This window comes from Leucobacter sp. USHLN154, assembly GCF_037145595.1.
Lineage (GTDB): Bacteria > Actinomycetota > Actinomycetes > Actinomycetales > Microbacteriaceae > Leucobacter > Leucobacter alluvii.
The window spans coordinates 329,817-343,818 of the sequence record NZ_JBBCXF010000003.1 but is presented as its reverse complement, the minus strand read 5'-3'; the positions used below and the strand labels follow the sequence as shown (position 1 = coordinate 343,818).

Below are 14,002 nucleotides of genomic sequence, written 5' to 3'. Positions count from 1 at the left end.
GGCTCTATCCGTGTCTGATTCCGACGGTTTCGTTCATCTGCATGTGCATAGCGAGTATTCGATGCTCGACGGTGCAGCGCGCGTCGGCCCGCTCATGGAAGCGGCAGCCGCTCAGAACATGCCGGCGATCGCGGTCACCGACCACGGCAACACCTTCGGTGCATTTGATTTCTGGAAGCAGGCGAAGGACCACGGCCTCAACCCGATCATCGGCATCGAGGCGTACCTGACCCCGGGCACGCATCGTTCGGACAAGACCCGCGTGCGCTGGGGCGACGGCGGTGGCGACGACGTCTCGGGGTCGGGTGCGTACACGCACATGACGATGCTCTCCGAGACGACGCAGGGCATGCACAATCTGTTCCGCCTGTCGAGCTACGCCTCGCTCGAGGGGTACTACTTCAAGCCCCGGATGGACCGCGAACTGCTGCAGACCTACGGCGCGGGGCTGATCACGACGACGGGCTGCCCGTCGGGGGAGATCCAGACGCGCCTGCGGCTCGGGCAGTACCAGGAGGCCCGGCAGGCAGCGGCGGAGTTCCAGGACATCTTCGGCAAGGAGAACTTCTTCTGCGAGCTGATGGATCATGGTCTCGAGATCGAGCGCCGGGTGCAGACCGACCTCGTGAAGATCGCTCGCGACCTGTCGATTCCGCTGGTCGCGACGAACGACCTGCACTACGTGCACGAAGCGGATGCGGAGGCGCATTCCGCGCTGCTGTGCGTGCAGTCCGGGTCCCGCTTGGACGACCCCAATCGCTTCCAGTTCAACGGGTCCGGTTACTACCTGAAGACCGCCGCAGAGATGCGCCACATCTTCCGGGATTTCCCCGAAGCGTGCGACAACACCCTGCTGATCGCTGAGCGGTGCAACGTCGAGTTCAACACGTCGGCCAACTACATGCCGCGGTACCCGGTGCCCGCGGGTGAAACCGAGGACAGCTGGTTCGTGAAAGAGGTGGAGGCCGGGCTCCAGTACCGGTACCCATCGGGCATCCCCGACGCGGTGCGCAAGCAGGCCGAGTACGAGATCGGCGTCATCACGCAGATGGGCTTCCCCGGCTACTTCCTCGTCGTCGCAGACTTCATCAACTGGTCTAAGGACAACGGCATTCGCGTCGGGCCGGGACGAGGCTCCGGCGCCGGATCGATGGTCGCCTACGCGATGCGCATCACCGACCTCGACCCGCTCCAGCACGGCCTCATCTTCGAGCGGTTCCTCAACCCAGACCGCGTCTCCATGCCCGACTTCGACGTCGACTTCGATGATCGCCGTCGCGGTGAGGTGATCAGGTACGTGACGGAGAAGTACGGCGATGAGCGCGTCGCGCAGATCGTCACCTACGGCACCATCAAGTCGAAGCAGGCGCTGAAAGACGCGTCGCGCGTTCTCGGTTTCCCGTTCGGCATGGGGGAGAAGCTCACGAAGGCGATGCCGCCTGCGGTGATGGCGAAGGACATTCCGCTGTCGGGCATCACCGATGACAAGCATCCCCGGTACAAGGAGGCCGCGGAATTCCGTGCCGTGCTGCAGGAGGATCCCGACGCGAAGACCGTGTACGACACGGCACTCGGTCTCGAGGGCTTGAAGCGCCAGTGGGGTGTGCACGCCGCGGGCGTCATCATGTCGAGCGATCCGCTCATCGATATCATCCCGCTGCAGAAGCGCGAGCAGGACGGTCAGATCGTCACGCAGTTCGACTATCCGACCTGCGAGGGCCTCGGCCTCATCAAGATGGACTTCCTGGGCCTGCGCAACCTGACGATCATCTCCGACGCGCTCGAGAACATTCGGTTGAACCGGGGCGAAGAGCTCGACCTCGAGCGGCTCGAACTCGACGACTCCGACTCTTACGAGTTGCTCGCGCGCGGCGACACGCTCGGCGTCTTCCAGCTCGACGGCGGCCCCATGCGCGGACTTCTGCGGCTCATGAAGCCCGACAACTTCGAAGACATCTCGGCAGTGCTCGCGCTGTACCGCCCCGGCCCGATGGGCGCGGATTCGCACACCAACTACGCGCTGCGCAAGAACGGCTTGCAGCCGATCACCCCCATTCACCCGGAGCTGGAAGAGCCGCTCCAGGAGATCCTCTCCACCACCTACGGGCTCATCATCTACCAGGAGCAGGTGATGTCGATCGCCCAGCGCGTCGCAGGGTTCTCGCTCGGCCAGGCCGACATTCTGCGCCGCGCCATGGGCAAGAAGAAGAAGTCCGAGCTCGACAAGCAGTACGCCGGCTTCTCCGGCGGGATGAAAGACCGCGGCTACTCCGATGCGGCGATCAAATCGCTCTGGGACATCCTGCTCCCGTTCTCGGACTACGCGTTCAACAAGGCGCACTCCGCCGCGTACGGGGTCGTGAGCTACTGGACCGCGTACCTGAAAGCGCACTACCCGGCTGAGTACATGGCGGCGCTGCTGACGAGCGTGGGGGATTCCAAGGACAAGCTCGCGATCTACCTGAACGAGTGCCGGCGCATGGGCATCAAGGTGCTGCCCCCGGCGGTCAACGAGTCGTTCGCGAACTTCTCCGCAGTGGGATCCGACATCAGGTTCGGTCTCGGGGCCATCCGCAACGTCGGCACGCACGTGGTCGACGCGGTGCGCGAGGCTCGGGAGTCGAAGGGGCGCTTCGAGTCCTTCCACGATTACCTCAAGAAGGTGTCGCTCACGGCGCTCAACAAGCGCACCACGGAGTCGCTGATCAAGGCGGGGGCGTTCGACGGGCTGGGAGGAACTCGGCGGGCTCTCGTCGAGATTCACGAGCCGGCGATCGAAAGCGCGGTGAAGGAGAAGCGCGACGCGGAGAACGGGAACGTCGGGTTCGACTTCGACAGTCTCTTCGCCGAAGCGGCGGAGGCGCAGGGTGATTCCTCCGAGACCGTGTCGCAGGTCCCCGACCGACCGGAGTGGACGAAGAAGGACAAGCTCTCGTTCGAGCGCGAGATGCTGGGACTCTACGTGTCCGATCATCCGCTGCGCGGACTCGATGCGGCGCTGGCGAAGGAGGCCAGCGCGACTGTGCAGCAGATCACCAACCCGGACGCCAGCCCCAGCTTCGACGGCGAGATCGTCACGGTCGCGGGTCTCCTCACGAGCGTGCAGCATCGCACGGCGAAATCGGGCAACCTCTACGGAATGGTCACGATCGAAGACTTCACCGGTGAAGTGCAGGCGCTCTTCATGGGCAAGTCGTACCAGGAGTTCGGCAGCATGCTGCAGCCCGACAGCGTTGTGGCGCTTCGAGGCAAGTTGAATGCGCGCGACGACGGGATGTCGATGCACGCGTACGGCGTGAAGCCCATCGACGTCTCAGCGCAGGAGGATGCCTCGACGCTGACGCTGACCTTCTCCGACGCTCGCGCGACGGAGAAACTCATGGACGAGCTGAAGGACACGCTGCTGCGTCATCGCGGGGAGAGCGAGGTGCGCATCAACCTGATGACGTCCACCGCGATCCGGGTGTTCGAGCTGCCGCAACAGGTGCGCATCACCGCTGATCTCTTCGGCGAACTGAAGGGATTGCTCGGACCGCGGTGTCTCTTGCCGGTCGAGGATCTCGTCTGATTCGGAGGCGATTCTTGTAACCCTTCTGCAACGGTCGCGGAGTAGGGTGGGCGTATGAGTGAGACGCAGCAGCAGATCATCCGTGCCCTCGATGTCAGTGCCGATGTCGTTCCTGCCGAGGAAGTCGAGCGTCGAATCGAATTTCTCGTGGCGTACGCGCGCTCGGTGCCGGGCGTTCGCGGGTATGTGCTCGGAATCTCCGGCGGGCAGGACTCCTCGCTCGCCGGCCGGCTGGCCCAGCTCGCGGTGGAGCGGCTCCGCGCCGAGGGGAGGGACGCGACCTTCGTGGCCGTCCGCTTGCCGCACGGGGTGCAGCACGACGAGGACGATGCGCAGCTCGCACTGTCGTTCATCGAGCCCGACGAATCGCTGACGGTGGACATCGCCCCGGCGACCACCGCGCTGGCCGATGCGGTCGCGGCGGCCGGGCTGCCGATCACCGACTTCAACCGTGGGAACGTGAAAGCGCGGATGCGCATGACGGCCCAGTACGCTATCGCGGGGGATCGGGGCTTGCTCGTCATCGGAACGGACCACGCTGCGGAGGCGGTGACCGGTTTCTACACGAAATTCGGAGACGGCGCGGCCGACGTGGTGCCTCTCGGAGGCCTCACGAAGAGCCAGGGTGCCGCGATGCTGCGCGAACTCGGCGCGCCCGAGCGGCTGTGGAAGAAGACTCCGACAGCAGACCTTCTCGATGATGAGCCGGGCCAGTCAGACGAATCGAGTCTCGGGGTGACCTACCGGGAGATCGATGACTACCTGACCGGGAACAGTGTGGCTCCTGCGGCTGTTGAGAATCTCGAGCGCCGATACCGGTCGACCGAGCATAAGCGACGGCTTCCCGTCGCCCCCGGCGACGACTGGTGGGTATCGGCAGGAGGAGAATCATGACGACGACATACGTGCTCGCAGGGGGATGCTTCTGGTGCCTGGACGCGGCCTACCGCGCACTCAAGGGAGTGACGGAGGTCGTCTCCTGCTACACCGGAGGCGATACGGCGCAGCCGAATTACGAGCAGGTCTGCACGGGGACCACAGGCCATGCCGAGGCGGTCGCGGTGACCTTCGATCCGGAGACGATTCCGTCGGAAGTCATCCTCGATGCGTTCTTCACGATGCACGACCCGACGCAGCTCAACCGGCAGGGCAACGATGTGGGAACCCAGTACCGCTCGGCGATGTTCCCAGCCGATGACGAGCAGCGCGAGGCGTTCGAGGTCGCCCGAGCGCGCGCGGGCGACCTCTGGCCAGGAGACGTCGTGACGACGATCGAGCCGCTCGGCGAGGTCTTCCCCGCGGAGGAGTACCATCAGGACTTCTTCGCGAAGAACCCGACCCAGGGTTACTGCCTGGCCGTAGCGGTGCCCAAGGTGAACAAGGTGCGAGCCGCGTTCTCGCAGTACTTGCGTTAGGCGGCGGCGGGCAGCAGGCCGCCATCCGCTGAGGGAGTCTCGGCACCGTCGTGGGTGTCGAGGCTTTCTCTCGTCTGGGCATCTGCCGTCTCCTCGGGCCACCCCTGGGGCGGAGGCGCATCATCCGTCGACTCCGCGAATGAGTGCTGGCTCATCGCCGAGTCGGGTTCCGAAGCCGTCTGCCTGGTGAACGCCGTCACACCCCAGCGCAGGTCGTGTCCGATCGCTTCCGCTTCGATCTCCACCGACGTGCCGGACCTCTCGTCCGACTCCCAACTCCGGATGCGCAGCCGCCCGTGCACGATCACCCGTTCCCCTTTCGCGAACGACGCCCCGGCGTGCTCGGCGAGACTGCGGAACGCGTTGACGGAGAACCAGTTGGTCTCGCCGTCGACCCAGCTGTTCCGCTCGCGGTCGAATCTGCGGTCGGTGCTGGCGAGACGGAACGAGCAGAACGATGCTCGACCCGGCGAGGTGGTGGTGCGAGGGTCGGTGGCGATCGTCCCGACGACGGTGACAGTGGTGGACATGGTGCGCTCCTTCGGTGAGGCCTGAACGGCGATGCAGACGAGTGAACGGGCGGACCGTGCCGTGCGGAGTCCGATCCGCCCGTTCGCCTCCAGCCTGGGACCTGAGAGCACACGGACCGGGACGCCCATGAGCTTCTGTGGAACGCTTCTTCGTTTCGCGTCGAAGCGCGAGTTGTGAGCGAAGGTCGGTGGCCACTGGGGCACCCGCGCTGCCCGCCGCTTCCGGGGAATCGCCAGTATCGGCGCGATGTCGTTGCGTACACTGGGCGGGTGCCTGCTGCTCTGACGCCCCGTCGCCGTTCCGCTGTTCTCGCATCCATTGCGCTCGGTCTCAGCGCTGCATTGCTGTCTGGTTGCGCGCTGCTCGAAGGTCCGCAACCGGAAACGCCCGAGCGCACCGAAACGGCTGCTCCCGAGACGCCGCCCGAGTTCTTCCCGGAAGGCAGCGCGGAAGACAATCTGCCGTACTTCACGGAGGTGCTGCGTACCTTCAGCTCGGGGGAGGAGCCGGTGCAGGGCGCTCCGATCGTGCAGGCCGTCGCAGACGCCGGGTTCGATCGCACCGCGATGCAGGTGAGCTTCGATCAGAGCAAGACCAGCCTTCCGGCGGACAATATCTTCGTCTCGGTGCGCATCGGGTCGGATTGCCTCATCGGGCAGGTCATCGCTGCTGATCGCAGCTTCGTCGCGAAGAACGAACCGGCGGTCGGCCCCGCCGGCGACATCTGTTTGATCGGGCAAACGGCGCCGATCGGCTAAGCGGCGCTCCTGGCGGTAGAGTGGTGGCGATCCGCAACCCATCATTCCAATAAGGGAGTTCGGGGCGCCTCTGCGCCCGAGTGTGTATATGGCTGAGTACATTTACCAAATGGTTCGCGCGCGCAAGGCGCACGGCGACAAGGTGATTCTCGACGACGTCACGATGGCGTTCCTTCCGGGCGCGAAGATCGGTGTGGTCGGGCCGAATGGCGCCGGCAAGTCGACGATCCTGAAGATTATGGCCGGTCTCGACACCCCGTCGAACGGCGAGGCGCTGCTGACCCCGGGGTATTCCGTGGGCATCCTGATGCAGGAGCCGGAGCTCGATGAGAACGCGACGGTGCTCGCCAATGTGCAGCAGGGCGTCTCCGAGATCAAGGGAAAGCTCGACCGCTTCAACGAGATCTCGCTCGAGATGGCCGATCCCGACGCGGACTACGACAAGCTGCTCCCCGAGATGGGCGAACTGCAGGAGGCCATCGACGCCGTCGACGGCTGGGACCTCGACAACCAGCTCGAACAGGCGATGGACGCCTTGCGCTGCCCGCCGCAGGATGCCATCGTCTCGCACCTCTCGGGCGGCGAGAAGCGCCGTGTCGCGCTCTGCAAGCTCCTGCTCGAGAAGCCCGATCTGCTGCTCCTCGACGAGCCGACGAACCACCTCGACGCGGAGAGCGTGCTCTGGCTCGAGCAGCACCTTGCGAAGTACCCCGGTGCGGTCATGGCCGTGACCCACGATCGCTACTTCCTCGATCATGTCGCGACGTGGATCTGCGAGGTCGACCGCGGCCGCCTCTACGCCTACGAGGGCAACTACTCGATGTACCTCGAGCAGAAGGCCACTCGCCTCGAGGTCCAGGGCAAGAAGGATCAGAAGCTGCAGAAGCGCCTCAAAGAGGAGCTCGAGTGGGTGCGCACGAACGCCAAGGGTCGGCAGGCGAAGTCGAAAGCGCGTCTGGCGCGCTACGAGGAGATGGCGACTGAGGCGGAGCGCACGCGCAAGCTCGATTTCGAGGAGATCCAAATCCCGGCGGGCCCGCGTCTCGGCAGCATCGTGCTGGAGGCCAAGGATCTAAACAAGGGGTTCGACGGCCGCACGCTGATCGATGGTCTCTCGTTCTCGCTTCCGCGCAACGGCATCGTCGGCATCATCGGCCCCAACGGCGTCGGCAAGACCACGCTTTTCAAGACCATCGTGGGCATCGAACCGCTCGACGGCGGGGAGCTGAAGATCGGCGACACGGTCAAGTTGAGCTACGTCGACCAGTCGCGCGGCGGCATCGACCCGAAGAAGACCGTCTGGGAGGTCGTCTCCGACGGGCTCGACTACATGAAGGTGGGCAACGTCGAGATCCCCTCGCGAGCCTACGTCTCGACCTTCGGCTTCAAAGGGCCGGATCAGCAGAAGCCGGCCGGCGTGCTGTCGGGCGGCGAGCGCAACCGCCTCAACCTCGCACTCACGCTGAAACAGGGCGGCAACCTGCTGCTGCTCGACGAGCCGACCAACGACTTGGACGTCGAGACGCTCTCGAGTCTCGAGAACGCTCTGCTCGAATTCCCCGGCTGCGCCGTGGTCATCACGCACGACCGCTGGTTCTTGGACCGCATCGCGACGCATATCCTCGCGTACGAGGGCACTGAGGATCAGCCGGCGAACTGGTACTGGTACGAGGGGAACTTCGAGGCGTACGAGGCCAACAAGGTCGAGCGCCTGGGAGCGGATGCTGCGAAGCCCTCTCGCGTCACCTACCGCAAACTCACGCGCGACTAGTCGGGGACGGGGCGCGCCTCGCGCACTGAGGCGCGCCCCGTGCCGATCACGCGGTTCTGGCGAGACGAGAGGATTCGCAATGGCACGCGCCCACATCGACATGGAGCTGCGCTGGGGCGATCAGGATGCGTACGGGCACGTGAACAATGTGGCCTTCGCGCGCTTTCTCGAGGAAGCACGCGTGCGCACGTTCTGGCTCGGCTCCGGCCGCGAACGGACCGGCATGGAGCGGCACTTCCGCAGTGACGACCCGTCCGGACCGAAGATGCTGGTCGCGAGTCAGCAGATCGAGTATCTTCGCGTGCTCGAATACTCGGATCGGCCGATCCTCGTGGAGCTCTGGATCGGAAAGCTCGGCGGCTCGAGCCTCGAGGTGCACTACGAGATCGTCGACGGTGCGGCGAGCGGGCGTTCGGTCGTCGCCCGGGCGGTCTCTCACATTGTGATCGTCGACGGCGAGACGCTGCGGCCGATTCGGCTCTCGGACGCCGGGCGCGCTTCGGTAGCGGAGTGGATGGACGCGCCGCTGGAGCTGCGCCGCCCCTGAATGCGGCTCCGTTCCCCGCCGGTCAGCGCTGGCTGGGGAGGCGCATCATGCTCTCCTGCGCGACCGAGGCGACGTGCACGCCGTCGCGATCGAAGAAGCGGCCGTTGGCCAGGCCTCGGCCGCCCTGGGAGGTGGGGGCGTCGAGCTCGTAGAGCAACCATTCGTCGACCCGGAACGGCCGGTGGAACCACATCGCGTGATCGAGACTCGCGGCGCGCATCCCGGGAGTGGCCCAGGGGAGACCGTGCCGTCGCGCCACCGGTTCGAGCAACAGGTAGTCGCTGCCGAATGCGAGTGCGGCGGCGTTGAGGAGCGGAGACGCCTCGAACGGCTCACGGCTGCGCATCCACACGCGTTGCCTGGAGGTGCGTTCAGCGACCTCGAGGATGATGTCGGACTCCACGTATCGGAAGTCGAAGGGGCGATCGAGCACCCAGGATGCGCGGCCGTTGCCGGAGAGGTGGCCGTACTTCTCCCACACGGTCGGGAGCGATTCCGGGTCGGGGAGCCCGCTGAGATCGATCTGCTCCTGGTGCTCCAGCCCGGGGTCTTCGGTTTGGAAGGACGCGATCATCGACATCCGAGCCTCACCGTGCTGGTACGCCTGCACCCGACGCGTCGAGAACGAGCGTCCGTCGTGGAGGCGATCCACCTCGAACGTCATGCGCGCGTCGGCGTCGCCGGGCCTGAGGAAGTACCCGTGCATGGAGTGGATCTCGCGGTCGTTCGGCACTGTTCGGCCCGCGGCCGCGATCGCCTGGCCGAGCACCTGGCCGCCGAACGAACGGCCGTGCGGCGTGGGGAGCGGAGGGCCAGTGAGGATGTCCTCTCGCGTGCGCGCTCCGGAGTCGAGCACGGTCAGCATGTCCATGAGCCCTTGCGTCGCGGTCATTGATCCTCCGTTGTCAGCACGCGGGAAACGTTGAAACCAGTCTATGCGCGGCGGGGCCCCGGCCCGCTCCGCGTCCCGTGGCAGCCCACTAGACTCTGGCCGTATGCCCGAGACGATGCAGCTTTCCGACGCCGCCACACGCGACGACCTGCGGATATTCCTGGAACGCCTGCTGCGCGCGGGGCAGCCCGACGTGCGCATGACCTCCCGCGGTGCGGCGCTGGCGGTCTACGGATGCACGCAAGCGCCGCGCGGCATCACCGATACCGTGCCCGTCGTGCTCGTCATGCGCGCGTTCGCGCTGAGCGACGCGCCGGGGACGCCGGTCGACGTCACCGTGCCCGGTCGGGCTCTGCTCGACCGGATCGCCCGGATGGGATTCGCCGGACGCGAGCTGGAGATCCCCGTGTCGAGTCCGATGGCGGCATGGGCCGGTGTGCTGCCGCCCGCCGCCGGGTGGACCGCCGCCGGCGTGCTGGATGCTGCGTCGCTGAGTGCGGTCGCGGAGGAGGGGATCGGCCGCGTGGCGGCCTCGCTCCCGGCCGACCCGGGCGAGGCCGTCGTGCACCGTGTGCGCGCTTCGGTCTGGGGGCTGGAGGTCGCCCCCGGCATCCCGGCGGCCGCGGCCTTCGCTGCCGAGGCGATGGGTTTCTTGACGGGTGCTGACACCGCGGATGTCTCCCGATCACTGACGTGGATTCGCGTGTCCACGCCGCGCGGCCATGTCCTCGTCCGCTCGCTCATCGGGTAGTCGACCCGTGGAGTCGGGGGCGATCCAGTCTCCGACCAGCGGAGTCGGCATTCCTCAGGTAGGATAGGACGGTCAACTAGAGGAGTGTGTACATGGCCAATCCCAACGGCATCATCGACCCGCCCATCGACGATCTGCTCGAGAAGGTCGATTCGAAGTACGCCTTGGTGGTCTTCGCCTCGCAGCGTGCGCGGCAGATCAACGATTACTACACGGATCTGCACGACGGCAATCTGTTCGACAACGTCGGCCCGCTGGTCGACTCGTCGGTGGACGACAAGCCGCTCTCGATCGCGCTGCACGAGATCGTCGAGGGCAAGCTCACGATGACGCGTCGCGCCGAAGAGGCCGCTGCGTCCGACGAGCTCGAAGAAGCGTAATCTTCAGCTGCATTCGCAGCAGTGTCGGTGGCGTCGGATACCCTGAACAGGGTCCGGCGCCACTGGCGTTTCCGGCCGGGGTTTCCTCCCCGCATCCGCCCGTCATCTTGAGGAGTACCGTGTCGTTGCGCCAGTTCACGTCAGAATCAGTCACCGAGGGGCACCCCGACAAGATCTGCGATCGCATCTCCGACACGATTCTCGACGCGATGCTCGCGCAGGATCCCGGCGCTCGCGTAGCGGTGGAGACGCTCGTGACGACCGGGCTCGTGCACGTCGCGGGTGAGGTGTCGACGAGCGGATACGTCGAGATCCCGCAGCTGGTGCGCGACGCGGTTCGAGAGATCGGCTATACGAGCTCCGAGATGGGGTTCGACGCGTCGTCGTGCGGCGTCTCCGTTTCGATCGGTCAGCAGTCGCCCGACATCGCGGGTGGCGTCGACACCTCGCTCGAGGTGCGCAGCGGCTCCGATGATGCCGACGACGAGCTCAACCGGCAGGGAGCCGGCGACCAGGGAATCATGTTCGGGTTCGCGACCGATGAGACGCCGGAACTCCATCCGTTGCCGAGCTGGATCGCGCACCGGCTGGCCGAGCGCCTCACCGAAGTGCGAAAGAGCGGGGAACTTCCCGAGCTGCGCCCGGACGGCAAGACGCAGGTGACGATCGGCTACGACGGCGATCGGGCAGTGAGTGTCGAGGCGATCGTCGTGTCGACCCAGCACCACGTCGACATGACGCAACCGGCATTGAGGGATGCGGTCGAGCGCTTGGTGATCCGCCCGGTGCTCGAGCGCGTCGAACTCGCGAGCGCTCAGGCCGAGCTGTTCATCAACCCGGCCGGGCCCTTCGTCGTCGGCGGTCCGATGGGCGACGCCGGACTCACCGGACGCAAGATCATCATCGACACCTACGGCGGCGCCAGCCGTCACGGCGGCGGTGCCTTCAGCGGCAAGGATCCGTCCAAGGTCGACCGCTCCGCGGCCTACGCGATGCGCTGGGTCGCGAAGCACGTGGTGCGCGCCGGTCTCGCTGCGCGCGCGGAGCTGCAGGTCGCCTACGCGATCGGACGTGCGCATCCCGTCGGGCTGTACGTCGAGACGTTCGGCACGGAGACGGTGCCGCTCGACCGGATCGAGCGAGCCGTTCGCGACGTCTTCGACCTGCGCCCGCTCGCGATCATCCGCGACCTCGAGCTGCTCCGACCGATCTATGCGCAGACGAGCGCGTACGGCCACTTCGGGCGCGAACTGCCCGAGTTCACCTGGGAGTCCACTCCTCGCGTCGCCGAGTTGCGGGCCGCCGCGGGCCTGTAGGCGAGCCGCATGCCGGCCGCGACAGCGTTCACGACGGCTGAATCAGCGCAGGGGCGACCCATCGCCCAGATCCTGCTCGATTCGGCGCTCCCGCAGCTCGACCATCTCTTCGACTACGCCGTACCGCCCGAACTCGCCGACGACATCCGCGTCGGCCAGCGCGTGCGGGTGCCCTTTCGCTCGAAGGAGCGGAAGACCTTCGGGTACGTGATCGGCTTCACCGAACGCAGCGATTTCGGCGGGGAGCTCTCGCCGATCGCCGACATCGTGACCCTCGTGCCCGTGCTCTCCACCGAGGTGTGGAGGCTCGCCCGGGCGGTCGCCGATCGGGCCGGCGGGTCAGCCGGTGACATCCTGCGGCTCGCGATCCCTACCCGCCAGGTGCGCGTCGAGAAGCAGCATCTCGCTGCGCGGGCGGCCGCGGAAGCTGACGCGACCACTCCCGACGCCGCCGAGCCGGAGGTCGAAGAGCCGGGAACGCAGGAGCAGGGCATCGCCGAGCAACTGGTCGGCGGCTCCCGCCTGGCACTCACCGCTTCGCACGGGCCCGATCGGCTGCACACCGGCGAATGGGTCGGCGGCTGGGCGGTGCAACTCGCCCGCACCGCGCTCGCCGTGCACGCGCTCGGACGCAGCGCGATCCTCATCGCGCCCGATTACCGCGACCTGGACCAATTGCGCGACGCCCTCGCAGCGCTCGGGCACGAGGACGTCGTTCGCGTCGATTCCCGGCAGTCGAACGCGGAGCGCTACGCCGGCTTCCTGCGCGCTCGCGACCCGGAGCCCCGCGTCATCCTCGGCAATCGGTCCGCCGTCTACGCCCCGGCCCACGCGCTCGGGGCCATCATCATGTGGGACGACGGCGACCCCGTGCTCGCCGAGCCGCTCGCTCCGTACGTGCATGCCCGCGACGCCGCGCTCGTCAGAGCCGAGCAGGAATCGGCCGGCCTGTTCTTCGCCGCGCACGCCCGCAGTGCCGAGGTGCAGCGGCTCGTCGATCTCGGGTACGTGCACGCGCAGCGCAACCCGCCGAAGCGCGCCCGCGTGGTGCACGCGGACGCATCGCTCGCGCCCGACGCGTTCGCGGGGCGCGTTCCCGAGTTCGCGGCGAGGACGATTCGCGAGGGACTGCGCACCGGCCCCGTACTCGTGCAGGTCGCGACGCCCGGCTACGCCCCGGTTGCGGTGTGCGAAGATTGCGGCGACCTCGCGCGCTGCGGTGTCTGCAACGGGCCGATCGGCTTCCGGGTGATCGGGCGCGCCTCGTGCCGGTGGTGCGGCGAGTACGCGAGCGACTGGCACTGCCGCACCTGCGACGGCAGACGACTCGTGGAGCGGGGCATGGGGTCGGGGCGCACCGTCGAGCAGTTCGAGCGCCAGTTCGAGGGCGCCAGAGTCCTGCTCAGCGACGGCGAGCATCCCCGCGAGCGCGTGGACGCTCGCCCGGCTATCGTGGTCGCCACCCGCGGGGCCGAGCCGCTGGCGGCGGGGGGATACCGCGCCGTCGTGCTGCTCGACGCCGAGCGCCTGCTCAGCATCGAGACGCTGCGCGCGGGTGAGGACTGCCTGCGCTGGTGGGAGAACGCGGCCGCGCTCACCGCCCCAGACGGCGTCTGCCTGATGGCCTCGGGCGGCGGGCCGGTGGTGCGCGCATTCGTCACCGGACGCGCGGACGAATGGCTGCACGGGGAGCTGCGCGACCGGCATGCCCTCCGCTACCCCCCTGCCGTGCGCGTGGCGAGCGTGAGCGGCGGGCCCGAGGAGGTCCAGCGCGCGCTGCAGCAGCTCGAGTCGTTGCCGGGCGTCGATCATCTCGGCCCGACTCCGCTTCCCCCCGGCGGCATCGCGAAGACCCCGCAGGGGCTCGTCCGCGCGATCGTCCGATTCGATTACGGCCACGGTGCGGAGGTCGCGAGGCGATTGCGCGGTGCGCTGGTCTCAGACGCAGCCGGGTCCGCGTCCCGCACGCGGGGCCGCGCCTCCGGTCGAGCGCGGCCAGAGGCGCTCAGGCTCCGGTTCGACGATCGCGGAGTCTTCGACGGATGACGGGTGGATCTGGTGCGCGCGGCGGGA

12 protein-coding genes are annotated in these 14,002 nt (G+C 67.2%); 10 read left to right on the top strand and 2 right to left on the bottom strand.

Going from position 1 to position 14,002, the window contains the following annotated elements:
• The first annotated feature begins 61 nt into the window (after nucleotides 1-61).
• Genes dnaE through msrA form a run of 3 tightly spaced genes read left to right on the top strand, consistent with a single transcriptional unit; the run spans nucleotide 62 to nucleotide 4,983 of the window.
• Nucleotides 62-3,568: a DNA polymerase III subunit alpha gene (gene dnaE / locus WFH23_RS07730; RefSeq protein WP_442918717.1), complete on the top strand. Its 3,507-nt coding sequence runs from the start codon at nucleotides 62-64 to the stop codon at nucleotides 3,566-3,568.
• Between the two features lie 54 nt (nucleotides 3,569-3,622).
• Nucleotides 3,623-4,462, top strand: a complete 840-nt coding sequence (nadE, locus tag WFH23_RS07725) for an ammonia-dependent NAD(+) synthetase (protein WP_336662111.1) — start codon at nucleotides 3,623-3,625, stop codon at nucleotides 4,460-4,462.
• Nucleotides 4,459-4,983 (top strand): peptide-methionine (S)-S-oxide reductase MsrA, encoded by a 525-nt coding sequence (gene msrA, locus WFH23_RS07720; protein WP_336662110.1) that lies wholly within the window; start codon nucleotides 4,459-4,461, stop codon nucleotides 4,981-4,983. The genes nadE and msrA overlap by 4 nt, the downstream gene beginning before the upstream one ends.
• Here msrA and ssb read toward each other — a convergent pair.
• Entirely contained in the window at nucleotides 4,980-5,513 is a 534-nt protein-coding gene (gene ssb / locus WFH23_RS07715; RefSeq protein WP_336662109.1) for a single-stranded DNA-binding protein, read from the bottom strand. The genes msrA and ssb overlap by 4 nt on opposite strands.
• 270 nt (nucleotides 5,514-5,783) lie before the next feature.
• Between ssb and WFH23_RS07710 the strand changes: the two genes are divergently transcribed.
• From WFH23_RS07710 to WFH23_RS07700, 3 genes are all read left to right on the top strand, one after another.
• The gene (locus tag WFH23_RS07710; protein WP_336662108.1) at nucleotides 5,784-6,272 is read left to right on the top strand and encodes a DUF6993 domain-containing protein; all 489 of its coding nucleotides are present in this window, start codon (nucleotides 5,784-5,786) and stop codon (nucleotides 6,270-6,272) included.
• An 88-nt stretch (nucleotides 6,273-6,360) separates the two neighbouring features.
• Nucleotides 6,361-8,043, top strand: a complete 1,683-nt coding sequence (ettA, locus tag WFH23_RS07705) for an energy-dependent translational throttle protein EttA (protein WP_090149327.1) — start codon at nucleotides 6,361-6,363, stop codon at nucleotides 8,041-8,043.
• A gap of 79 nt (nucleotides 8,044-8,122) precedes the next feature.
• Complete coding sequence (locus WFH23_RS07700; protein WP_090149322.1) at nucleotides 8,123-8,590, top strand: acyl-CoA thioesterase; 468 nt, start codon at nucleotides 8,123-8,125, stop codon at nucleotides 8,588-8,590.
• Nucleotides 8,591-8,612: 22 nt separating this feature from the next.
• Here the strand turns inward: WFH23_RS07700 and WFH23_RS07695 are convergent, their stop codons facing one another.
• Nucleotides 8,613-9,482: an acyl-CoA thioesterase gene (locus WFH23_RS07695; RefSeq protein WP_090149318.1), complete on the bottom strand. Its 870-nt coding sequence runs from the start codon at nucleotides 9,480-9,482 to the stop codon at nucleotides 8,613-8,615.
• A gap of 103 nt (nucleotides 9,483-9,585) precedes the next feature.
• Here WFH23_RS07695 and WFH23_RS07690 point away from each other — a divergent pair, with 103 nt between their 5' ends.
• The 4 genes from WFH23_RS07690 to WFH23_RS07675 all read left to right on the top strand — a co-directional run bounded on the left by WFH23_RS07690 (nucleotide 9,586) and on the right by WFH23_RS07675 (nucleotide 13,975).
• Nucleotides 9,586-10,233, top strand: coding sequence for a hypothetical protein (locus WFH23_RS07690; protein WP_090149315.1), 648 nt, complete (start codon nucleotides 9,586-9,588; stop codon nucleotides 10,231-10,233).
• A gap of 92 nt (nucleotides 10,234-10,325) precedes the next feature.
• Nucleotides 10,326-10,613 (top strand): DNA-directed RNA polymerase subunit omega, encoded by a 288-nt coding sequence (gene rpoZ / locus WFH23_RS07685; RefSeq protein WP_090149311.1) that lies wholly within the window; start codon nucleotides 10,326-10,328, stop codon nucleotides 10,611-10,613.
• A 119-nt stretch (nucleotides 10,614-10,732) separates the two neighbouring features.
• Nucleotides 10,733-11,929 (top strand): methionine adenosyltransferase, encoded by a 1,197-nt coding sequence (gene metK / locus WFH23_RS07680; RefSeq protein ID WP_336662107.1) that lies wholly within the window; start codon nucleotides 10,733-10,735, stop codon nucleotides 11,927-11,929.
• A gap of 9 nt (nucleotides 11,930-11,938) precedes the next feature.
• Nucleotides 11,939-13,975 carry a hypothetical protein gene (locus WFH23_RS07675; protein ID WP_336662106.1) on the top strand — a complete coding sequence of 679 codons (2,037 nt, stop codon included), beginning with the start codon at nucleotides 11,939-11,941 and terminating at the stop codon, nucleotides 13,973-13,975.
• Nucleotides 13,976-14,002: the final 27 nt, after the last annotated feature.